The sequence below is a fragment of the Celerinatantimonas marina genome, from assembly GCF_046054165.1.
GTDB lineage: Bacteria > Pseudomonadota > Gammaproteobacteria > Enterobacterales > Celerinatantimonadaceae > Celerinatantimonas.
Window position 1 is genome coordinate 139,892 of the sequence record NZ_JBFNXK010000002.1, and the last position, 24,062, is coordinate 163,953.

18 protein-coding genes, 1 tRNA gene and 1 CRISPR repeat array are annotated in these 24,062 nt (G+C 41.5%); of the genes, 7 read left to right on the top strand and 12 right to left on the bottom strand.

The features are described from left to right. The first annotated feature begins 102 nt into the window (after nt 1-102). The 4 genes from rpoD (at nt 103) to ABUE20_RS03100 (ending at nt 4,069) form a co-directional block, all read left to right on the top strand. Nucleotides 103-1,953 (top strand): RNA polymerase sigma factor RpoD, encoded by a 1,851-nt coding sequence (gene rpoD / locus ABUE20_RS03085; protein WP_408618366.1) that lies wholly within the window; start codon nt 103-105, stop codon nt 1,951-1,953. Between the two features lie 91 nt (nt 1,954-2,044). Beyond that, a tRNA-Ile gene (locus ABUE20_RS03090) sits at nt 2,045-2,121 on the top strand. Between the two features lie 380 nt (nt 2,122-2,501). After that, nucleotides 2,502-3,227, top strand: coding sequence for a HipA family kinase (locus ABUE20_RS03095; protein ID WP_408618367.1), 726 nt, complete (start codon nt 2,502-2,504; stop codon nt 3,225-3,227). Beyond that, entirely contained in the window at nt 3,224-4,069 is an 846-nt protein-coding gene (locus ABUE20_RS03100) for a DUF3037 domain-containing protein (RefSeq protein WP_408618368.1), read from the top strand. Before ABUE20_RS03095 ends, ABUE20_RS03100 begins: the two co-directional genes overlap by 4 nt. A 214-nt stretch (nt 4,070-4,283) precedes the next feature. Here ABUE20_RS03100 and ABUE20_RS03105 read toward each other — a convergent pair whose 3' ends face one another. The 4 genes from ABUE20_RS03105 to ABUE20_RS03120 all read right to left on the bottom strand — a co-directional run bounded on the left by ABUE20_RS03105 (nt 4,284) and on the right by ABUE20_RS03120 (nt 7,376). Next, the gene (locus ABUE20_RS03105) at nt 4,284-5,834 is read right to left on the bottom strand and encodes a replication endonuclease (protein WP_408618369.1); all 1,551 of its coding nucleotides are present in this window, start codon (nt 5,832-5,834) and stop codon (nt 4,284-4,286) included. Further along, nucleotides 5,815-6,084 (bottom strand): hypothetical protein, encoded by a 270-nt coding sequence (locus ABUE20_RS03110; protein WP_408618370.1) that lies wholly within the window; start codon nt 6,082-6,084, stop codon nt 5,815-5,817. The genes ABUE20_RS03105 and ABUE20_RS03110 overlap by 20 nt, the downstream gene beginning before the upstream one ends. Next, nucleotides 6,077-6,334, bottom strand: coding sequence for a helix-turn-helix transcriptional regulator (locus tag ABUE20_RS03115; protein WP_408618371.1), 258 nt, complete (start codon nt 6,332-6,334; stop codon nt 6,077-6,079). Before ABUE20_RS03115 ends, ABUE20_RS03110 begins: the two co-directional genes overlap by 8 nt. Before the next feature lie 82 nt (nt 6,335-6,416). Continuing rightward, nucleotides 6,417-7,376 (bottom strand): hypothetical protein, encoded by a 960-nt coding sequence (locus ABUE20_RS03120; protein WP_408618372.1) that lies wholly within the window; start codon nt 7,374-7,376, stop codon nt 6,417-6,419. Nucleotides 7,377-7,648: 272 nt separating this feature from the next. On the opposite strand from ABUE20_RS03120, the gene ABUE20_RS03125 reads away from it, so the two are divergent. Both ABUE20_RS03125 and ABUE20_RS03130 read left to right on the top strand, forming a co-directional pair. Further along, nucleotides 7,649-9,637 carry an STM2767 family DEAD/DEAH box helicase gene (locus ABUE20_RS03125; RefSeq protein WP_408618373.1) on the top strand — a complete coding sequence of 663 codons (1,989 nt, stop codon included), beginning with the start codon at nt 7,649-7,651 and terminating at the stop codon, nt 9,635-9,637. After that, nucleotides 9,634-10,290, top strand: coding sequence for an STM2766 family helicase-associated protein (locus ABUE20_RS03130; protein ID WP_408618374.1), 657 nt, complete (start codon nt 9,634-9,636; stop codon nt 10,288-10,290). The genes ABUE20_RS03125 and ABUE20_RS03130 overlap by 4 nt, the downstream gene beginning before the upstream one ends. A 48-nt stretch (nt 10,291-10,338) precedes the next feature. Here ABUE20_RS03130 and ABUE20_RS03135 read toward each other — a convergent pair whose 3' ends face one another. From ABUE20_RS03135 to cas1f, 8 genes are all read right to left on the bottom strand, one after another. Beyond that, the gene (locus ABUE20_RS03135; RefSeq protein ID WP_408618375.1) at nt 10,339-11,070 is read right to left on the bottom strand and encodes a hypothetical protein; all 732 of its coding nucleotides are present in this window, start codon (nt 11,068-11,070) and stop codon (nt 10,339-10,341) included. Nucleotides 11,071-11,171: 101 nt separating this feature from the next. Continuing rightward, nucleotides 11,172-12,464 carry a site-specific integrase gene (locus ABUE20_RS03140; protein WP_408618376.1) on the bottom strand — a complete coding sequence of 431 codons (1,293 nt, stop codon included), beginning with the start codon at nt 12,462-12,464 and terminating at the stop codon, nt 11,172-11,174. Between the two features lie 536 nt (nt 12,465-13,000). After that, nucleotides 13,001-14,228: direct repeats of the CRISPR family, unit length 28 nt; unit sequence TTTCTAAGCTGCCTGTGCGGCAGTGAAC. 151 nt (nt 14,229-14,379) lie between these two features. Next, nucleotides 14,380-15,021: a type I-F CRISPR-associated endoribonuclease Cas6/Csy4 gene (gene cas6f / locus ABUE20_RS03145; RefSeq protein WP_408618377.1), complete on the bottom strand. Its 642-nt coding sequence runs from the start codon at nt 15,019-15,021 to the stop codon at nt 14,380-14,382. A 9-nt stretch (nt 15,022-15,030) separates the two neighbouring features. After that, nucleotides 15,031-16,014 carry a type I-F CRISPR-associated protein Csy3 gene (gene csy3, locus ABUE20_RS03150; RefSeq protein ID WP_408618378.1) on the bottom strand — a complete coding sequence of 328 codons (984 nt, stop codon included), beginning with the start codon at nt 16,012-16,014 and terminating at the stop codon, nt 15,031-15,033. A gap of 18 nt (nt 16,015-16,032) precedes the next feature. Further along, a complete protein-coding gene (csy2, locus tag ABUE20_RS03155) occupies nt 16,033-17,037 on the bottom strand; it encodes a type I-F CRISPR-associated protein Csy2 (RefSeq protein WP_408618379.1) in 1,005 nt (334 codons plus the stop codon). After that, the gene (gene csy1 / locus ABUE20_RS03160) at nt 17,034-18,383 is read right to left on the bottom strand and encodes a type I-F CRISPR-associated protein Csy1 (protein ID WP_408618380.1); all 1,350 of its coding nucleotides are present in this window, start codon (nt 18,381-18,383) and stop codon (nt 17,034-17,036) included. Before csy1 ends, csy2 begins: the two co-directional genes overlap by 4 nt. 9 nt (nt 18,384-18,392) lie before the next feature. Next, on the bottom strand, nt 18,393-21,794 hold the full coding sequence (gene cas3f / locus ABUE20_RS03165; RefSeq protein WP_408618381.1) for a type I-F CRISPR-associated helicase Cas3f: 3,402 nt from the start codon (nt 21,792-21,794) through the stop codon (nt 18,393-18,395). After that, on the bottom strand, nt 21,791-22,762 hold the full coding sequence (gene cas1f, locus ABUE20_RS03170; RefSeq protein ID WP_408618382.1) for a type I-F CRISPR-associated endonuclease Cas1f: 972 nt from the start codon (nt 22,760-22,762) through the stop codon (nt 21,791-21,793). Before cas1f ends, cas3f begins: the two co-directional genes overlap by 4 nt. A 979-nt stretch (nt 22,763-23,741) precedes the next feature. Between cas1f and ABUE20_RS03175 the strand changes: the two genes are divergently transcribed. Next, nucleotides 23,742-24,023: a hypothetical protein gene (locus ABUE20_RS03175; RefSeq protein WP_408618383.1), complete on the top strand. Its 282-nt coding sequence runs from the start codon at nt 23,742-23,744 to the stop codon at nt 24,021-24,023. The last annotated feature ends 39 nt before the right edge of the window (nt 24,024-24,062 follow it).

Here is a 24,062-nt window from a genome sequence, read left to right on the forward strand (position 1 = left end):
TGTATGCTATATTATGATGTTTCACTTCGAACAAGTGAAACATCACATGCGTGATAGTAACGGTATAGCGAAGCTTAACTTAACATTTAGCGGATGATCTTTATGGAGCCAACCCCACAGTCACAACTCAAAATCCTTTTAGCGAAGGGGAAAGAGCAAGGCTATCTCACCTATGCACAGGTGAACGATCATTTACCTGCAGATATCGTCGATTCTGATCAGGTTGAAGACATTATTCAGATGATCAACGACATGGGTATCACGGTCTACGAAAATGCACCGGATGCCGATGAGCTGATGCTGGCTGAAAACGCAACCGACGAAGATGCTGTCGAAGCCGCAGCACAGGCTCTGGCCTCGGTTGAATCAGAAATTGGCCGTACAACGGATCCAGTCCGGATGTACATGCGCGAGATGGGTACTGTCGAACTACTCACCCGAGAAGGTGAAATCGATATTGCCAAACGAATCGAAGATGGGATCAATCAGGTTCAATGTTCTGTTGCTGAATATCCTGATACCATCGCCATGCTACTGGACATGTATGACCAGTATCAGGCTGAAGAGCTTCGTATCGGTGATATCGTTTCCGGCTTTTTAGATGAGAGTGAAGTCGAAGATGCCGCCCCTACCGCCACTCATATTGGTTCAGAACTCTCAGAACGAGATCTGGATGATGATGACGATGACGACGATGATGACGATGACGACGATGTCGATTCCGATGATGATGCTGATGTAGGTATTGATCCCGAAGTTGCCAAAGAACGGTTTGAAGCACTACGTGAAGTCTATGAAAAATCACTTGTTGCCATCAATAAGAATGGCCGTAGTAGCGGTGCAGCACGGCAAAGCATCGCAGAGCTGAGCGAAGTTTTCCATACCTTCCGTCTGGTCCCTAAAGTATTTGATCGCGTCGTCACCCGGATGCGTGACATGATGGATCGCGTTCGTACTCAGGAACGACTGGTGATGAAGCTTTGTGTAGAACAAAGCAAAATGCCGAAAAAGGCCTTTGTCAATGCTTTCGCCGGTAATGAATCATCCGCCGCATGGTTTGATGAACACCTCGGTTCAGCTAAATCTTACGCACCAGCCTTACAGGATGTCGAAGAAGAAGTTCGGCGCTGCATTAACAAACTGGCGCAAATTGAAGAAGAAACCGGTCTGACCATTCAAGGTATCAAAGATATCAACCGCCGAATGAGCATTGGCGAAGCCAAAGCCCGCCGAGCTAAAAAAGAGATGGTTGAAGCCAACTTACGTTTGGTGATTTCGATTGCGAAAAAATACACCAACCGTGGTTTGCAATTCCTCGACCTGATTCAGGAAGGGAACATCGGTTTGATGAAAGCCGTTGATAAATTTGAATACCGTCGGGGTTACAAATTCTCGACCTATGCAACATGGTGGATCCGTCAGGCAATTACTCGTTCCATTGCCGATCAGGCGCGGACCATTCGTATTCCGGTTCACATGATTGAAACCATCAACAAACTGAACCGAATCAGTCGCCAGATGCTGCAGGAAATGGGTCGGGAACCGAACCCGGACGAATTAGCAGAACGGATGATGATGCCTGAAGATAAAATTCGTAAAGTGCTGAAAATCGCTAAAGAACCTATTTCGATGGAAACACCGATTGGGGATGATGAAGATTCGCACTTAGGGGACTTTATCGAGGATACCACCCTTTCCCTACCAGTAGATGCAGCAACTAACGACAACCTGAAGTTTGCTACTCAGGAAGTATTAGCGGGCTTAACACCTCGTGAAGCGAAAGTTCTGCGGATGCGGTTTGGTATTGGTATGAACACTGACCATACCTTAGAAGAAGTCGGCAAACAGTTTGACGTTACCCGTGAACGTATTCGCCAGATTGAAGCCAAAGCACTACGCAAGCTGCGCCATCCAAGTCGTAGTGAGCAACTTCGCAGCTTCTTAGATGAATAGACTAATTATTGTGCAAACAGTACGTTAGCCAATAGACACAGCAGGCAGGATTACATATAATCCTGCCTGTTTTCAATAAACGCCATCACATGGCCCTATAGCTCAGTTGGTTAGAGCAGTCGACTCATAATCGATTGGTCACTGGTTCAAGTCCAGTTGGGGCCACCAATCCTACCAAGGCTTTCAGCCGTAGTATTTACTTACTTTTTAACCTAAAATAATTCCTGTGTAGCAAATATGTAGCAGCGTTTAGCAACGTTTTTGTCTATAAAAACTCTCATTTCGACATTTTAAGGGCATTTAGGGCAGCCATGTTCCTACAACGATATCTGAATTTTTTAGAGTGCTTTTAACTTTTATCACTAGATATAACACCTAGTTTTAGGTCATCCCTTGTTCGAAAAGCTTACGACTACAGATTTTGAATACTTTGGACTAATTGCTGATTTTATCGGCAGTATTGAGAAATGCAGATTTTGATAGCTAACATAGTTAGTTACATCGAGTTCTGATATGGTAATACGACTAATATTCAACATTGGGATGTCATGGCCTTTATCACAAGTATCATCAGACAAATGAATCAGGGTTATACTGCGCCCTATCTTTGCCAAGCTGATGATGGTCATAAGTATATTGTCAAAGGGCTTAGCACGACCTATAAAGGGCTCATTTATGAATGGGTCTGCGGCAAATTAGGCCAAAGCATTGGCCTTCCAATCCCAGATTGTGAGATTGTATACATCGATAGCGCACTACTTGAATATGATAATTATGCGCTAACTGAAGGTGAATGGTTTGCATCTCAATATATTGAAAATATTCAGGATATTACATTCAACCTATTAGATAACGTAGATTCTGAGCAACTCAAACTATTATTTTTGTTCGATTACTGGATCAAGAATGCAGATCGCACTTTAACAAACAAGGGAGGAAACCCGAACCTGTTCATTAAAGGAGATCTAGAAACGTGTATTGTGTTAGATCACAATTTGGCGTTCGATCCTGACTATGATGACCTATACGATCAAACAAAAATGTTGCACGTTGGCTCAACTGCTTGGTTCTCCACACAAACAAAATTACTAACGCCACTGGATAAAGAAAAATATCAAACTCTTCTTGAAAACAGCTTAGATCAGCTTGAATACATAACATCTTTTATTCCTGAAGAATGGCTAGCAAACTGCGAAGATAATGGTATTCTAAATTATATTCGTGCTACATTGTCGCGCATTAATGCGCCTGATTTTTGGGAGGGCATAAGATGAAAAATTTAGTTCGTTATTCTGTAATCCGTTTTATGCCTTTTGCGGAAACGCAAGAATTTGCAAACGTAGGTATTGTTCTGCATGCCCCGAATTCAGAGACAGTATTATTTAAATTAGCTAACAAACGGTTCAGCCGGGTATCGCAGTTTTTCGATGATCTCGATGGACAACTCTATAGCAATGCTATTGATATGTTTGATGCTGAGTTGCGTCGGATCCAAAATCTAGCTCATGACATGCATGGTAAAAATCTTGTCATGTTTATGAATGAAGCTACCCGTCCGCGCGAAGGTTTTTTAACTTTTAGTGAAACAGCCGTACTCCTCACTCAAAATACTTTGACGGATGTACTTGAACAATTATTTCTGCAATATGTTGGCCGCAACTTTAATACAAAAGAACACAGAGAGATTTTGTTAGCCCAAGAACTCAAAAGACAATTGAATAGTGTAAGCCAATATAAATATAAAAAACAAACGCTTGATACTGGGTATATGTCTTTCGATTTACCTCTAGTTGCTAGAGACAGTATACAGACCAAAGCTGTCAAGCCAATGAGTTTTAACCAAAGTGATTCTCTAAGACTAATTGATCATGGTGCCCGTTGGATTTTACGCGTGAAAAACCTAATTGATTCTAATGTCATAAAATCTGAAGATTTTCTATTTGCTGTTGAACATCCTGAGTTTGAAACTTCAAGATTAGAAAATGCATTTCAGAAAGTTGAAGATGATATGAATGAGTTAGGCGTCAAAGTATATAGAGCTGATGACCTAGATAGAATCAATACTTTTGCTCGTTTCCAGTCTGAAGACATCAACAACTTCCGACTTCTCAATTAAGTCTTCCCATACACTTATTCACAGAACTCCAAGGTGAGGCGATGCCTCACTGACGGAGTTTTGAGTGCATTATTTTTTCAGAGAATTTCAGAATGGATTTTCGGAAAAAGTTCCGAAACTAAAACTTGAAAGAGGCCAGTAAAATCAATGGTTCGTCGGAAAATCGCAGGGTGAGGTTTTGAAGGTTCAGAAAGCCCTTCGGAAAGCTTCCAAATTAAGCCGGATGACGTTCGATTTGCCAGTTCCAAATCCGGGTAATCACTTCCCGACCACCGTCCAGAATTCCTTTGAGCCGAGTCATAAAAGCGTCCCGATATTGGTTGAGGTGACACTCCCCTGTTTCAGAATCAAATACCAGTTGATAGAACGGCTGAATCGGACGGTCAGAACGTTTGCACCAAATCCCGCCCATCTGTTCGGTGTAATCCTGCCAGTTGCCACAATCGGCTGCGCGGTGGATTTTCCGGCAGGTTTCCGACAAACTTTCCGAACTTTTCAGGCGGCGCAGTTCTCGCCAGACGGTGACAGATGCCCCGCCGATTTGCTGGAACTGCCGGATGCGCCAACAGGAAGCCCAGGCATCCACCCGAGCCGCTGCTTCTAATGGGTCTTCTCCGTATATTCCCGAATCCAGCCCCTGCCCGTTAATGTTCTTCGACACATATTTAGCAATATATCCGGTAGCACTACCTCGGGAGGAGTCTATCTCCACCACTTTGAGTCGGGAGTTTTCCGCGCCCTTTTCCGAACCATCTTCCTGTAAGCAATAATCCCGAAAGATTTCTATCAGCCGGTCTTTCTGATATTCCGGAACAAATAGCAATAGATGCCAGTGAGGTGTCCCATCATGATGCGGTTCAGCTACCCGAAAACCATAGGGGTGGATTTCTTCCCGTCCGAGTTTGGAACGGATACGGGCAAAAGTAGTACAGAGGTATTGCTGACCATCTAAGGCGGTAAGGTTTTGCCATTTGGGATTGCGTTCACCGGAACGGTTCAGCACCGAATGGTAACGGCTCGGACAGGTCATGGTCAGGAACACGCCCCGATGGCCGAAATGTTCGGAGATATCTTCAAAGCCGCGCATACGAACCATCAGTTCGGCTTTGCGTAGTTCCGGATTTGAAACATTCTTTTCACACAGTTCCTGAAGGGTATAGCGCTGCCCTGCCTGATTGATAACTACGGTATGGGAAAGCATCTGGGATTGATGCCACAGCTGCATCCGGCGGCGATGCAGCATAAAGTCCGAACAATAGATGGCTTTATGCTTATGCACCATGCCTAACATCTGCGCCAGTGTTTCCACATCCTGCGCATTTTTCCGGCGCAGTCCGGTTAACCACCAGAACTCATTTTCCATCCGCCCGATAGCGCCCTGTAAGCTCATCTGAAACTTCGGGTCACTTTCGGAAAGATTCTCGGGGATTTTCGGGAAATTAAGCCGATGCGCCAGTACGATTTGGCACTGTTGCTGATACTTCAATTCCGCGCTAGCCGCTGATTTTCCGGCGGCTCGGCAGAAATACGCTCCCGTGCAGGCTAACTGTTTTAGCCCGTCATCGGAAAAGTCCAGATTCAGCTCCGAGGCATGAACTCCAATTTTTTGGGCAATGTCCCGCCGCAGATGCCGAATATAGGTATTGGCATCAAAGCGGGTTTTACATCGGGTATATCCGGCCATAATGACCGGATGAAAGGCGATTGGGAATCCGAGCAATTGCCCTTTTACAAATTGCTTATCATCAGGATGCACAGCAGGCATTGAACACCTCCCATCCCAGAGTCCCGATAAAGTAAGTTTCCCAACGCACGCCGAAATATTGGACTCGTTTACGGGTGATTAATCCGGCACTTTTCAGGGCTTCAAACGTCCGGCGGTCAAAGCGTTTGCGCAGTTTGCCCCGAACCTGCATTTTGCCCAAGGCCACGCCCGGTTCGACACAGAATGAAATTTCGGTGTTATTGGCAAAATCAGCCAACATGCGGAACTGTTCGGCAGAAAGACTAAGCATGAGCACGCCCTCCGACTTCAACTTGCTGGAGGTGTTCTAAGCGTTGGAACTGGTCGAGCCAGTCATCTAAATCTTCCCGCAGATAACGAACCGAACGGCCAATTTTAATAAAGGGTGGTGCTGGTGTGTGGTTAAGGCGATTGCCGCTCATCCGAGCCTGTCGGAGAAACGAACGGCTCATACCGATATAGTAAGAAGTTTCCTGTTCTGTCAGGACTCGTTTATCAAAGGTAGTTGTGAGTGATTCCATAATATGAACCTTGGTTGTTTAACATCGAGGTTCACTTTGAAATCTCCCGCTTCTCCCGGGAGGCTAACCGGGAGAAAATAATTTAAACTTTTTTGAGTCTTAGTCGTTTCCTAATATCAGAGACATGATTATCAAAGGTTTTTCGGGACATAGTGCGTTCATTTTTGTAGCCATCAATCCACACAAGTGCCTTCTCATCCATATCGCGGATATCTTCGTTTTTATCATAGGCAAAGGTTTCAGACTCGATATCCTCCTGAAGCGTTAACCAGAGTTTTCCTGCGGTTGCGGCTAAATGGTTAGCAACCAAGCGCTCTAAGATTTGGTTGATAATATGATTTCGATTAACGGGATTACCAAAGGCAATTGGTTCAGGTTGAAGCGGCTCAGCGCTAGCTTCAGATTCGCCATTCACTTCTCTATCCAACGTATCGAGCGCTTCCCGACTAATACCTAAATCAGAGAATTTGACCTGAAAGGATTGCGGTTCGATGTGGTAAACCTTTTTAACCCCGTTTTGCTGATAGAGACTTTCTAGCTTGCCGGGATGACTGAGTTCGCCTGAGATCAGTGATTCAAATAATTGCGTAGAAAACGAATCAATATTGTTGGGGGTTGTTGTCTCTTCAACCTCTTTGAAGTCAGGATACGCTAACCAATATTCAGGTTCGGTATCTTCAATATAGTAATCATGACCCCAATAGCCAATATAGCGATTGGGCGGCTCTTGGCCTTTGTAAGGGTATGGAACCCATTTACATTGGATCCCATCCAGATCAAGCGGGCATCCTTCATCAACACTGGCCTGATTATCCCGGATGATAGTCATCGCATCATAACGACGAATCCCCATCCAACCACGATACTCGTAAACAGCAAATCCCCGATAAAGGCCATCGTCTTCGATTCGCCCAATGATGACACGAAGCGCATTACTATAGAACGCCCAGCCAGCAGACACTAAGTGAGCATTTTGGAAAAATTGAGAGGATGTAAGACGGGAGAATTTTTCAACATCGTTAACACTGACATAATCGTTCAAAATAAACTCCTGAGAAAAATACTTCTACCACAGCCCGATTTTAACTCAAATTCAAAGCTAATAACCTGTCATCCTGTTGTGAACTGTACTGCTACTCCTCCACATCATGTTAAACAAGTATTTTTTATCTGATATATAACCTTCTAGAAACTTAAAGAAGTTTGTAACATTTTACATCTAATCAGATGACTAAAAGACTATTTTTGAATATGCTTGTTAAAAACAATTTACGTAGTACACTATACGTAGTATTAATTTGCTAAGGAAATCAAATGTCTGAATATTGCTTTTTTACTCCAGATTCACAAAGTCTAGCTGAATCAGCCCACTTAAAAGAATATTTAGAAAACTATGCAGAAAATAAAAAAAAGCAAATATATGTACTATCATGCCCTCTTTCAAAAGAAGATTTAAATTATGAATATCATAGTGCATTTGTAATTTTCACATCTGGATATAACCCTTGTTTTATAGATATAGGCAACAACCAAGAAGACTTTAATGAATATGTAGATGACTTCATTGATGACATTGCATTCCTTTCCGAAAAATTCGAATACCGAAAAAAAATAGGTAGAAAAAAACGTTGGAAAGAATTATTTAAAGTCAAAAAATATAAAGATTTAGATTTAGACAATTTTTATATAGAAAACCCTATAGATAAGAGAATTGTAGATCTTTTAACCTCTTTAGTAATTGGCAGTATTAACGATGTAAATAAAATAGATTTAGATGCTGAAAACCTATTAGATATGATTAAATCAAAAATCGTTCTATTTGATACTGACCAAACTAGTTTTGTATTTAAAACTGGCGGGCATAAGAAATTTTTAATCCAAGGTTTAGCTGGTTCAGGAAAAACAGAATTATTATTACACAAATTAAAAGAAATATATTCGAATGAACAGGATTCTAGAATAGCATTTACATGCTTTAATAAAATTTTAGCATCTAATATGAAAGAAAGAATCCCACAATTTTTCGATTTTATGAAAGTTGAAAAACAAATTGACTGGGAAAATAAACTTTTTTGTTTTCATTCATGGGGAAGTGGAAAAAACCCTACTTCTGGGATGTATCGATATATATGCCATAAATATCAAATACCATTTGGCACATTAGCGGCCGGACCATTTGATGATCTCTGTAAAAGAGCTGTTGATGACATTAATGCACTAAATACATCCAAAGAAAAAAATTATATTTTTGACTATGTTTTTATTGATGAAAGCCAAGATTTTGGAGAGAACTTCATAGCTCTTTGCGAGCTAGTTACAAAGAAAAAGGTATTTGTTGCCGGGGATGTTTTCCAAAATATTTTTAGGACAATTGATGACTCTGTACACCATGCAGATCTAATTTTGAAAAAATGCTATCGAACAGATCCAAAAAATCTAATGTTTTCTCACGCTTTGGGTATGGGTCTATATGAAAATCCTGTTTTAAGATGGCTGAAAGACGATGAATGGAATGCTTGTGGATATAATTACCAAGAAAAGAATGGTCGAGCTATTATCAGCAGAGATCCATTACGTAGATTTGAAGATATTCCACAAAAATTTCAATCCACAACTATTCATTCAAATCCCTCCAACAAGGATATTCCTACATTTATCCTTGAAGTTATAAATGAAATTAAGCAGAGGCATGCAACTGTTGAAGCTGGAGATATAGCTATACTATTTTTAGACAAGGGAAATTATATTTATGATGTTATACCTCAAGTTGCAATGATTATTGAAGAAAATTTAGATTGGGAAGTCAATATTTCATATGAAACTAAAGTAAGCGATCCAACAAAATGCTTTATCTCAAATATAAATAATGCAAAAGGTCTAGAATTTCCTTTTGTTATCTGTTTTGCTAAAGATTTACGTTCTAATCCTGCTTTTAGAAATGGTCTTTATACCATGATGGCAAGGTCTTTCTTAGAAAGCCATTTAATTTTGGGTAGCAATACAAATACAGCTCTTTTAGCTGATTTAAATCATGGTTTAGATTGCATTAATTCAAATGGCTATATGGATGTAAGGGTTCCTTCATTAGAAGAAATTGAACATCAAAATGCGATGATTATTTGGGATCAAGAGCCATCTCTTGAAGAGAGAATAGTAGACTTTTGTGATAAAAAGAAAGCAACACCTCGATTAAGAGCAAAATTAATTCAACGTTTAACAGAAATAATGGGAGATGTTGAATTCGAAGAGGATTATTTTAACAGTGTTATTGAAGCAGAATATAAGCGATTTAAAAAACTATGAATATATTTTATTATAATGATTTCCCTCATTATGCATGGAAAAAATATATTCCAGTGAGGGATCCTATTGATAATTTAAGTAATATCTTAACCACTATAGAATTGATCGTTAATTATCCAGAAAAACAAGTATCTAATGCAGATAATGGTTTTGATATTATCGTTTTTACAAAAGATTCTCATCGTTTTTTAGTAAAAAGTGATTGTGGATACTTTTCAATGACAAATCCTTTTCAAGTTAATCTAGTAGGAGATAACAGCATATCTTTTTCTTTGGATCCACTGGAAGGGCCTGTTGATGGGAAATTTATATCGGCTATGAGAAACGCTATAAAAACCATTCAAAATAAATATTATTCACATGATGATATTGTGTTATCTCTTTCTGAAACTATGCATATGGATTTCCCAGAGGCTAATCAATATACAGATACTTTTGTGACACTTTTATCCGAAGATCATGGCTATTTTAGATTTGATGATGACCCTGATCATGAAAATAAAAATATTCATCCTAGATATCATTTTGATGTTTTTTTTAAAAATACCAACTCAATAAAAATTGGATATGACCAAATTTCTGACATCAATTGCTTCTTATCATTAACAGATAAAAATAAGCCTAAAAAATATTTATATAATTACAAAAAATAAAATGGTAAATTTACCACAATAAAAAGGCTCGAATAAAAATATAACATATTACTGAACACTCAATGATTCTCGATATTTATTTTTCAGAAAATCATATTTCATACTAAACTCTTTTCTAAATTTATCTGACATATCAGATAACATCTGATATGCCTTATCAGGATAGATATATTTATTTTTATCACTATTTGATATTTTTATTGGAAATAGATTATTAGGATTAAAATTCACTATAAAATTAAATTCAACTAAGCCTTCCATTGATGTAAGAAATTCATCTGTTGACTTGGAAACACTATCCGATAGAAAAACAGAATTAGATTTAACAATTACCATTGTTTTTTTATGTAACTTCATATATTCATCAAACATATACATATTTAACGAATTCTTTCTAAAATCCGAAAGTAATTGGCCATTGTCAAGATCTCTATACATACTTTTCTTTAAATCATATTCGATGAAATTACTTAATTTAGACAACGCCTCCATATTTTCTTTTGTTGCTTTCATTCTACTTTCCCAAACTATACTAGATTTCGCATTATGTAACTCGATCTGCTTCATATCTATATCTACTTTCCAAGTAAATATTATAACAAGGGCAGCAGCCAAAATTGATACGCTTATATCTCTTAGAATATACTGAAAGTATTTAATTAATTTATTATCTTTACTTGAAAATAAAATTTCATGTTTAACACCAACTAAACATTCATAAATAAAATTTATTTTATTATTTATATCAACTACTTCTTTTTTTCTTAAAAAAGGTGACATATTTAGACCATTTATAAAGTGATTTTAATCATTATGCACTTTTTTCATTAATAAAAAAGATTAGGTAATATTAAAATCACAATTTATTATATTCTAATTTTCTAGAGCAAATTCACCGCTGCCGCTTTATGCTCTGGTGCTAGATGCGAGTATCGGATCGTCATCGATAAGTCTGCATGCCCCAGCAGTTCACGTACTGTATTTAGATCTACGCCTTTCATCACTAATTTGCTAGCGAAGTGATGGCGCAGATCATGAAAGTGAAAATCAACTAACCCCGCCATCTCGACCACCGTTTCCCAGCTGCGCTTTATCTCGGTCAGAGGTTTGTCATTTCGTCCGACAAACACATACTGCTTACTAGGCCGCTGTCGGAACCATGCTTTCATCGTATCCACAGCTACCGCATTCATGGGAATATAGCGGCGATGCCCTGATTTTGCTTTGCTCCCCCTCACAAGAATCTGCTGCAAGCTAAAATCTACGTCCTTCCATTCAAGGCTTAAGATCTCGCCGCGCCGCATTCCGGTATTCATGGCGATCAACACAATCGGCTCAATGTGATCGGCAAAGCGTTTGTCTTTTAAATCGTCTAAAAGCTCATAGTGACGAACTCGGCGAAACTCATTACCACTAGCTCGTTTATCTCTTAACTCTTGGTCACGTTCGCGCAGGGCATTGAGCAGCGCTTGTTCTTCCTCTTGGTTCAGGTAACGAACACGGCTGTTATCTAATTTGTAAGCTTTTACCTTGCCAAGCTGATGCGCTTCTAAAAAGCCCCAATCCACTGCTCGGCTCAGAGCGCCTTTTAAGGTACTCACGTAGTAGTTAAGCGTGGCATCGGCACAGCCCTCTTCTCGTTTTTCCTTACGCCATTTTTCAACTGCCCAAGGGGTGATCTCATCCAACTGGCTTTCACCGAATTGCTCAAAGGTATTGAGCAACACACTTTTGATTTGGTCGGCTGTGCGAACATTGTTGGTGATCAGAAAGGGATAATAACGGTCGACGACGAACGTTTTAAATTCGGAGAGTTTTTTACGGCGGGTTTCTTCGATGGCTTCGCGTTTTTCGGTTTGAACATCAACACCCGTTGCAACCTCCCCCGCTTTCAGCCGGGCAAAGTCTCGCGCCTGTACCGGAGTAATGTTTCCGTGACGTCCGAGTAGAAAATTGCATTGCTTACCATTGTGGCGATAGAAGAAGTAGTAACAGATATTCCCCGATTTAGAGATCCGAGCATGAAAGCCTTTTATCTCTGTATCGTTCATCCGTTTGTCTTCAATCTTGAAATTCTTAATGGTTGAAGCACTGATTTTTGCCTTAATTGCCATCAAAAACCCCCTTTTCTGACGATTAGGCCAAAATTGCCGCTCCTGTGTAGCAGACTGCATTTTTGGCTCAAGTCAAAGTGTAGTCATGAGAGGGGCTAGAGAGCGATTTTGATCGAAATCCTGTGTAGCAAATATGTAGCAGATCTAAGATAAAACAGTGGATCTCAGTAAACAACAATAAACTCAATTAAATTTGTAACTATATGATTAAAATCACCTATTTTGTTTATTGAGTAATATCACTGTTCACTGTAAAACCCTGAATTTAGGCCAAAATCCCACTCATAATCGATTGGTCACTGGTTCAAGTCCAGTTGGGGCCACCAATCCTACCAAGGCTTTCAGACGTAGTATTCACTCACAACAAAATCTCTAGTTAAGTGCGATTAGAACAACTTTTATATCATTCCTAGAACACTCTAGTATAGGCCACATATGCCAATCGACATTAGATGGTTAAGAGAATGAGACGCGATTAGTAACAATGCTCATCCTACTTCTTAGTAAATAAACGTTATACGATCCTCCCGATAATATTTAACAACTGCTTGTGCGACAGTGAACTTGAAGTGACTGCTTCTGTTGAAGAGCTAGCATTTCTAAGCTGCCTATGCGGCAGTGAACGCACAGGTGAAAAAATCCAGCTGGCCACCTATTTTCTAAGCTGCCTATGCGGCAGTGAATTGCGACGCTTTCGGCTTATAGTCAATAGTCGCTTTCTAAGCTGCCTGTGCGGCAGTGAACAGAGAATTAATAGAAGAGTTGGCGTGTCAACTTTTCTAAGCTGCCTGTGCGGCAGTGAACAGATTCAGCCGCGACCCGTTTTAACGTGAAATTTTCTAAGCTGCCTGTGCGGCAGTGAACAATACCAATTTTTTTCATATTCAAGATGCATCTTTCTAAGCTGCCTGTGCGGCAGTGAACATTATTTAGTTCATTTTTAACTTTTGTATATCTTTCTAAGCTGCCTGTGCGGCAGTGAACACAGTGATGAGTGTATCAATATAACGGAAGTTTTTCTAAGCTGCCTGTGCGGCAGTGAACCTACCGATTATAATTATTCTCACTTTTGAGAATTTCTAAGCTGCCTGTGCGGCAGTGAACGGAATAAAAAAGCCCAATATAAAGCCCTAGGATTTCTAAGCTGCCTGTGCGGCAGTGAACACGCAAAACCTATCGAAAATTTTTCCATTAAATTTCTAAGCTGCCTGTGCGGCAGTGAACAACAGATTAAAAGTTGTGAGCGCGGACAAACTTTTCTAAGCTGCCTGTGCGGCAGTGAACAAAATTGTTAACGCTGTTAAAATTGTTGGATCTTTCTAAGCTGCCTGTGCGGCAGTGAACTTAAAAAATCAGATCGCTAGCTTTTCTGGTGCTTTCTAAGCTGCCTGTGCGGCAGTGAACATCGGCATTTTATTCGCATTAGCTGTTTTATTTTTCTAAGCTGCCTGTGCGGCAGTGAACCTATGGGTATGTTTTGCTTATGACATTTTTCATTTCTAAGCTGCCTGTGCGGCAGTGAACTTTTGAGCTTATGGCTGTGCGGTCTCTGGCGATTTCTAAGCTGCCTGTGCGGCAGTGAACTGCCTGATAGCGGTAATGGTGTGATTGAAGTTTTTCTAAGCTGCCTGTGCGGCAGTGAACTGAAGACGGCAATGTTACGCTGGTGACCCACTTTTCTAAGCTGCCTGTGCGGCAGTGAACGAGGTGATAAGTTAAATGATTTGATTTATACATTTCTAAGCTGCCTGTGCGGCAGTGAACAGTTATCAAGGCAGTATTGACGAAACAGTTAATTTCTAAGCTGCCTGTGCGGCAGTGAACAATAAAATTATCACAGAAAACTAAGCAACAACAAAAGATTAATGAGAAAAACCCTTTTTTACCTTGTTAAAACCATCCGTTCTTAACTTATTGTTTTTAAATTAATTTTTAAAGAGCTAAAAATAAAGGGTCTAAAGACCCTTTTATAAGGTTAAAAACAAGGAACAAATGCTTTCTTATCTTTATCCAGGGGACTTAGTCCATAACAGGTAAATACGTTGCTATTTTCGGTGCAAGTGTTCGCTTTTTCACAACCAACAAACAGCATAAACTTATGGCGTTGCTCACTCGTTGCTGAAGACAGGCTTTGCACATTGATGTATGGCAATTTGCTTTCCTCAGAGCGTTGTTCAATGGATGCCAATAGTTGTGCGTGCATTTCCTCTTCTGCAACCCCATGTTTTTGCGCTAACACCGTCACTCGGCGATCAAGTTGTTTGATACGACGCTGTTGGGATTTCGGATTCACACGATAAAAACACGCAAACTCATTGACCTCACTCGGCACGGCTTTGATGGTTTTCACATGCACATAATCACTTAATCGTTGCAGCCACTGGTTGACATTCGCTTGAATCAGTTGCGCTTCACTTTCCGCTAACAATCTGAGTTGATTACCTAATGGAAAGGTTTTATCGCCATACGTTGGGAAGCTCAAACCTATTTGAGATTGGTTTTCCGCGCGCTTATGTTCCACCAGCAACAAATGGATTTGTTGATAAACCTTTTCCCAAATAAACCCCAGTGACACTTCGATATCAGGCAGTAAGGTAATATCTTGATAATATTTCATATCTCGTCCTTATTCGCCGAAGACTCCACCACGAATCAACATTGCCATAATGTAATGCTGCTGTTCTAACGCAGGGGTTTGATCTTTTAACATCCAGCTATCAAGCAGTTTGTAGAAATCCATTTTCTCTTTGGGTTGACGATAAGCCGCACCACGGTTAGTCACCGAGCCATAAGGTTCAACGGCAATCGGGCCCACTTCTTCTACTGCTGGATGCCATGTATCAATGGTGCGCAGCGCATTACCGATTTTTTGGGAGTGCATCGCCGCTTGACCATCCAATTGATACAGGAATTTACTTTTATCGCCTTTACCACCACCCATAACGAGTTCTTGTGATGGGAATACGGCTTGACCTTCACCGAGCTTGGCGAAAGCAGAGACTTTAAGAAAAACGGCTTTGCCTTTTAAGCCCTGCTGAATTAACGCCGCCAATTCAGCCACTTGTTGTTTTTCATCAAAAGAGCGCAAATCAAATTCGTAGCTGTTGAATGTAAACTGTTTATCAGCTGCTTGTACTTCGACACGTACATTTTCTGCACCGACACGGTTACGCCACAAGAAGCGAGCATTGGCAATGTTTTGCGCATAACGTTGAGCCAATTCAGCGAACCCCGTTTCTTCCTGATAAGCATGAATTTTTTCAGCAAGCGCCTGTTGATATTCAGGGCTATTACAGGTTGACGGTACATCCAAATCACCCAAAATACGCAGTGAAAAGTCTACTCTTAATGTATCGGTGCTATGAGACAACGCTGCGGTATCAACCGTTTGTAGGTTGGCTTTCGATACTTCGGCATCCAGTTTTGCCGGATCACTGGCAATCGCATTTTTAAGGCGGTTTGAAATCGTACCACGCACGGATTTTTCACCCACTAGGATGGGCGACCATTGGTTTTCTTCCCAATTACCCGCAAACATCAAGGCATCCGATGGGATCAATTTTGCTTCAAAAGCCAGTACAGACGGTGTTGTTAATTTTTTATCAGCCATTATTCAAGTCCTTTAAAATTATAAAAAGTCGGGATCAAAACCGTTGTCTTCGGCTTCATCCAGCAAATCAGGTTCAGGTATTTCATTTAGTGACGGTTCAATTTCAGGTACATATCCTTGCGCAACGTACCAAGGAAAATCGTGGTGGTAATGCCAAATACCACGTTGGATATTTTCCAATCGATGGACACTCAGCCATTCACCGACGGTATAAGCGGTTTCAGCAAAAGTGACAGGAACGGTAGTATCACGCACATTGGCGACGTTCCCTGGCTGGTAACACTCTGAAATGGCGCAATAACCACTCGCCAAAGGCACTAAATAACCCGCATGAGGTTTCGATTGATAATCCCACTGCGCTTTGGTTTTCCCTTCACCCTCTTCACTCACCTCTTCCTCATCAAGCGGCGTGGCTTTGTAAGTTAAAGTGGCAAAATCACACCACGCATCCATTAATGTGGTTTGAGGATTAAGTTGTTGTAAGGTGGTGAAGTGCTCTGCCAAATAATTGCGACGATCAATTAAGGCAAAACCGGGCATTAAACGACGCAGTTCTTTACCCTGCTGATCTTCATCCGTTAGCACTAAATAATCCTGCACATGGGTAATTTGCCCGCCTGCCAAGCGCATGGCCGGAACCATGTTGCGTAGTTCAGCAACCAGTTGGGCTTTTTTCTGCTCATCGCCTGATGTCATCCCTTCAAGTTCAATCAATAAAGAGACTTGCATCGACATACGCCCCTCTTCATTAATGGGTGCGGTATTCCCTTGTTGAGTAAGCGGGTTTCGGGTTAATGCGAACACATAATCCCCCCAACCACTCGGTTGACGGGCATGCACTGCATTTTTATGGCTGATCACCGCCACACCGCCGAGCGTCACATCCACTTTGGGTGCTAACTTACGAGATAAAGCATGAGCAAAGCCCAAAAAGTTAGTGATGGCAGGAAAACCATAGGTTAACCCAGCGATGGCGTTGGCATTTTGCACATCGATTTTTTTCAATAAGAGGTAAGACTTCATGCGTGATACTCCTCTTGCAAACTGCCCATGCGTTCAAAAGCACGCAGCTCATTCAAACATAGTTTTTTGAAATAGCGTTGCTCTACATCGCCCAGTAGGTAGTGCTCTTTGTTTTCCAATTTATGCAGTAACCAGTTCGCAAAATCACCGGCAACCACCTCAAGCCAATCGCCTTTATCACGCTCGTGTTGAAACGCTTCATCAGGATTATCGAGATCCAAAAACAGCTGGTGTGCTCGTTTCATATTGCACTCAGGCGCACTCGACCAACCGGCACATTCTGGAATGGTTTGGATTTCGGATGCGAAGTTCAGCAGGCTATCGATTAAGGGCTTAACGTAAAAATAATCGCGTTGATAACGGGTTTTAAAATTGCGATCTTTTTCAGTTAACCCGGTTAGAAACGCCTTAAATTCACGCACGAGTTGGCTGGTGCGCCAACTGAATTGGCGATTAAACAACGTCTTGCTAGAAACCGGCGGTTTGGTTTGCGCTTGATAACTTGGCGGGGCGCAATTTAAAAGGAAACCTTGTCCATGGCGCTCACTGTTTAATTGCGAAATATTTTGTGGTTTAGAGCCACCAAACATTTGCACAGCCGTTGCAGGAAATCGAACGTCAACACGTTCATCGTAAATCCCTTTCTTATGAGCATCGCGGATCTCTTTGGATTCACCAAAACGTGACTCTCGAATTTTTTCATATAACTCATTGGCTAAAGCGGATGAATACAACGGGCACAATAAGTGGTATTCGTCTTCACCATCAAAAATAGGGAAATAAAGCTGTTTAGTTAAGGTATGAGCCGACAACTTTTCATCGCCTAGCGCTAACGTCAGCCCCTTGCGCCATTCTTCTAGCAACTCTTTGTCTTTGGTAAACCCGCTTAATGCCGCCACACTCTTTTGTTGCAATTGATCAACGAGCGTTTCTCCATTCACTTCCAATTTCAGTAGTCTGGCAACATCCAATGCTGCCGCATTGCCAACGGCATCAATCGCAGGATTAGGCAAGTGCTGGGTGACCAGATAACTAGAATCACTCATTTGATAATGGTTGATCAGCATACTGCTGGCTTTGGCATCACTGTGCGTAAATTTTGCTGCATGAGTCGCTAAGCTAATTTGTTTGGCTCGCTTGGCTGCATCGGTTAACCACACCACTGGATCATATGTTGTATCTATAGGATCTGCTTGTTCATGGTATTCCGCTTTGGCTGTCGCAATAGCAACGGGATCGTCACTTTTTTCCAGCACTTTATTGAGCGCTTTTTGCAACGGTTCTAACTTTGCTTGTTTGCGCTGGTTAATGTACTCCGCGATTGCGGCTCTTAATGTTCCGTCCATTCGCCTTCCTTATTGATTATTTTGTTGAAACACACCCAGTTGCTCATGCCAAGCCCACTCGATGGTTTGATCTTGTTTTTCAGCCCGAAGTTGGATTTCACCCAAACGCTCACTGGTGCGACTCAAGGTTTGCCCAAACTGCTCGGCAAAATGGCTGTAAATCTCCATCGGATTATCGTTAAACCACCACTGGCAACCAGCGGCCAATTTAATGCCTACTGATTTAAATCGATGGGTCGTTTTAAATTCATAGGGTTTACGAGAGGTATCAAGTTGACACCACTCCAACTGTTCATCTTCGTCACAGCGCAATAGAAAGGGTTCTTGTGGATCGGATTGGCGAAATGCCGTTTGCTCAATAAACTCCGCATTCCACACTGCATGTTGCCCATATGCTTCAGACCACCAGCGATTGGCCTCTCGTCCACTGTGGTAAAACTTAGGATCAGGCATGCTTTCTAAGGCAAACCGTAAGGCTCGATGTTCTTGCACTAAAAACGATTGAACTGGATAGGCATGTTGACTGCCTGAATTAGGATTACTTAGAAAATCTCGACCCGTTTTGTGGTAAATGGGTTCTTTGACGCGCGTAATCGCTGAGATATTTGCCAATTCATCACCCAATAATTCACTGATATCGTGGCTATTTAATGGCAAAGCGCCACTCTCAAAACCGGGATGACAATACGCAATCGAGTCTCCTTTTAGGGCTTTGATATTCTGATTGAGCACCACTAAATTGGCTTGGTTAGGCACTTGCTGGCGATGACGCTGAATACGCCCAGCGAGCTGGATCAGCGCGCGCATCGAGCTTGGCTCAGCAATTGCCCAGTCGTAATCGTGGTCGCGTCCCACTTCAATGACGGACGTACCCAACACCACAAACACAATGTTCTTTTCTTTGGCACTCTCTAACACCGCTTTGATTTCAGGTTGTTGCCAAAGCTTATCGGGATCGTGTCTATCTAATAACCGATCCAATTTGTGCTCTTTAAAAGAACGCAGTGCGAGCGGAAATTGGGAGTGATAAACGCAATAACAAATGCGCACATTCTCCTGCGGTGCTAATTGTGAGAGGACTTGCGCCACAGCAACCATGGGATTGATATTCGCCATGCGCACCACACCTAAAGAGACTTTTTTGCCATTAGGTGAAGTCACAGCATGGGCTTGATGCAATAGATGAATTTGCTCGTAAATGGTTTGAGCGACGGCTTGATAGACACTGATTTCACGCGCAGTTTTATTTGCCGTGTTATCAATTTGGTCATCATCTACTGACACGATAGCGCCTTTACGCAGTGGCTGATCGTTTTGTTTCAGCTTAGCCACTCGCTTGTCCACAAATTTGCGGTGAACCGCAACAAAGTCGGACACGTTAGACAGCGGCTCCGTTTGCGTCGTGAATTCATCAATCCACGCACACAAAATGGGTGGCTGTTTTGGCTCCGCAAATTGCGCTTGATTAAACTGCTCTCGCCCTGCTTTGTAGGCATCAAACAAGGTTTTTATCAGTGACGGCGGCAAAGTCGCCGAAGAAAGCAACACTCGTGAACCGAGCATCCCCGCCGAATTGACCAAACGACAAAGCGCTGGCATATCCTCTAAACCAAAATCATCGGGTTCATCGAGTACTAAATCCGAAGTGAGCAAGCGCAACATTGGCGCAATCTGTTTTCCCCCGCGTTGGCTTTCGGTGGCAGGCATTAAATGATCAATGGTGCTGACTAAAATCGGCGCACTGACGAGCTGTTCCAATTTTGGACTGGCGCTTAACCAATGCTTGAGACGACCATCGTATATTTGCCCTTCGTAGCTGATAAACAGCTGCTCAAACCAATCTTCTGCCGATTCACTGCCCTGCTCTTCCTGAGTGCTATTCAGTTCATGCAAGGCTTTGACGGCTTGCGAGCCAATCAATACCGCCAGTTCATCATCACCTAATTTCAATAACTCGCGATAAGCATCACCGGTTTGCAACGTTAGGGTACGTAGCCCTAACGCAACCGAGAAACGACACCCCTCACGCTCATCAGCCAAACCATACATAAACCGCGCATTAGCGATGGTTTTGCCACAACCGGTCGATGCCATATTCACCCCAAAGAATCCTTGGCGTTCTGTCTCTTTGGCAATCGCTTTGGCTTTCGCAAAGGCTTTATCTTGCCATTGATATTTTGCAATACCCGAACTTTTGGTAAACAAACGGTGCTGAGCAATGGCGGGCAGTGTAGTTTTTAAGGCGGGTAGATTGTGCGCAAAACGCTGCGCATTCACTGCCACACCGATGTTGTGTTCATCCAGCTTTTGTTTAGGCGTGATGCTTTTATCGTGCGCAGAATGACGATCAGTATTAGCAATGGCTTGATAGCGAGGATCTTGCCATACCGTTTTCCCCTCTCGAATTGAAAGTGAAGAATAATAGTGGTCAGCTAACATCAGCGACAATCTTGCCATATGAGCGACAAAACGTTGATCAAACCAACTGATAGAATCCTTGGCTAGCAGCGGATTGTTTTTCATCCGTAATCCAAGTTTGGCAGCTTTATGCTGCCAAGTGCGGCTTAATAACGGCGTGCCGTTGGGAAATGACCAGTTGTCTTTAATGGCTTGAGCGGTATATTGGCTTAAATCCAGCGCATTCGGTGAGTTCCAGTGGCAATCAAAACATTGGGTGAGCCACTGGTCCATCTGTTCAATATTGACGCCAATCTTATTATTGTTTTTCGGTAAGCGGTGGTGAGACACCACTAACCACGCAATCAATTTAGCAAATGGCGCAAGATGTCCTTCGGCAAACGGGTTTTGCCATACGTTGGAAGCATCTTGAAATACCGCTGCCAGCATTTGTTGGTTACACGCTTCGGCCACTTTGGGCTCTGACAGTTGTGCTAATTTAGAAATCCATTCTTGGTCAGTTTTATCACGCACAAAGGCTTCAAACAGGCGCAAAGAAACCCATTCATGGCGATAGGGTTCGCCTTTGGTTGCTGATTTCCCTTGCAGCTTTTTCTGAAACAATGCATTGGCTTTACCAAAATCATGAAACAGCCCAGCAACGGAACTGGCTAACACGATCATTTCATTGAGATGCCAGCCCGATTCCCATTCTCGATGCTCTAAATTGAGTGAAGTTCGATTCACTGCCACCACGCCTTCTAAGTTAAACTTCGAACGATTACCCACTACCCATAGCAATTGGCTACGCGAGCGACTGCGGATCCAATGACAACTCACCGCCGTACTGCGGCTCGCCGTTTGTTTGAGCATTTTCTTCACGGTTTGTAAGCCGTCTTCGGTGATTAACGTTTGCCACGTATTGTTGCCAATCCGATCGGCAAAAGCATCCAGCACTCGACGGGTTTTCTTCAGTGCATTCTTCTCACACTCGGAAACAAACGTGACCATCATTGGGCGCGGTCCTCCGTATCTTTCGGCTCATTTAATGCAATCGCTTTGATGGTATTAAACATAAATTCCATGGAGTGATGTTCGATAAAGGCTTGTAACACTTGCTGACGAAATTCTTGCTCGGAGGCGCTTTCTTTCGCGCAGACGAAGGCCCATGGCAGAACGACGGCATCCTTAATCAGATCCGCCACATCAAACACCAACGCCCCACGGCGGGTTTTGCCATGCATCACCGCAAAGCCATGTGGAATCCCCAACACCCACAAACAACTCGCGGCTAATCCGTAAGCTAAGTAATTGCCGTGATTGAGAAAGTCATTAGCGAGTGTGGTGGAATCGTGTTGACGAGTAAAATTGTCTAAACCGGTGTTATTGGCAGCGTATTTGTAGAGCACTTTGGTGAGTTGCGCTTCGGTGAGAAGTAATTCAGAGGTTTTGGTCGCGGCATCAGTGCGGGAATGAAAAGTCTCTAAAGCTTGTTGAATCACATCATCTTTAAAGATAAAACCTTGGGTCTCTAATTCTCGGTCTTTGCCCCATACCGTTTGTAAGTAATCAATACGGGCATTTTGAAATTGTTTAGCCACATCAAGGCGCTTGGAATCATCAAACCAGAAAGAGAGCCATCCTTGCAGATATTCTGTGGGACGGTATTCACTTTGCGGGGTAAACCATTCCACTTCTGTTGCCATATGCAATGGTGTGCCGCCCCCGCCACAAAATCCAACGAGAACGCCCGCCTGAGATAACATCCGCATCGCGGCTTGAGTAATGGATGTGCCATTGCCCAGTAACAAGACGGTGGTGTTCGCTATCGGAATGTTGTAGTAGAGATTTTCTTTTTTCGACTCGGTCAGGTACAGTACCCGCCCCTCTTTTTGCATCACGCGGCAATATTCCAAGTAGTACATATTGGCTCGCTTGGAGTGCAGTATGGTTTTCAAATCTGAAGGTGAAAAATCATCCATATCATTTTTTCATTTTGTAGAAGAATCAGTTCAGGCCAATTTATCAATATACAAATCAACGTCGCATTCAGGCATATTTAAAATCCAGTCATTTTTTAATGAAGGACTCATTCAATTACAAAATACGACACTCATTAATGCCAAATAGCCATTATCTTTTTTATTAATAATAAACTTATGCGCCTTTACTTTTCAATCACTCAAAAAGGCTAGTCCGATGCAGCTTGATAGCTATATGGGATTGACACGCTTAGATGATTAAGACCTTTGTCTATTTTTAAAAATACAATCATTAGGAATCAATAAATTACAACGAGATTCAAAAAGGTTAAAATATTTTGTAAGTTAATAGATTGTTATAACTGGATTTTTAACTAAAAAACCTTATTCATTACTGCATAAGCGGCTTAAAAAGCTCAACGCGGTACCGATTCCTTTAAGCTTTAATTTTTGTCATCTATCGCATTTCTACCGATTATCATTTCTGATTCCAACTGATATTAGAATCTGGATATTTCTATACAACATTCCAATATCAGCTGAAGATTAATCAGAAAACGCCAGATAGTGATCTAATTATAAAGGGTTATCATATATGTACTTTATTTTTATTAACGCTCCTTACTTAATCATTCTACTTATTCATATTTTAACTAAAATATTTATTTTATTATGATTAAATATCATTTGGATAAATACTTATTTTATATGTTTGGCTATCCACATAGCACTTCTATTTATCATCAAACATCATTGATATAACTATATGAATAATAAATAATTAATATAGGATTATTATCTGTATTTATTATTTTTATATATACCTATGTATCATATATAAGAGATTAGTCATATAGAAGATTCAAATAAATTTAATTATCAATTAAAACAATTGTTTATTTTACATTTACAAAAAATAACAAAAATAATAATAACAACTGCTATCTTTAACCAGTACCCATTGATAAGGAGATTAATTATGGCTATTACAAAATTTAGTGTCGCTTCAGTTAACTCAGGTGATACCCAAGTGATTGATTTAGGTTCAACGATTCTAAATGCTTCCGTCGCTGTTCAGGGCTACTCGGTCTCTTATGGTGGAGACGATCACCATGTAAAAGCATTAAATGTCAAAGCATCGCTGGCGGGTCTTAGTGGTAGTCAAGTGACTGTTTCTGCTACATGTACAATGGAAGATGATTCAAACCATAAAGCAAATGGGAAAGTCGATGTGTTAGTGATTGCTGAATGCGATTCTTAATTTTTGAATTATAAATAATGATTATTATCGGGATATTAC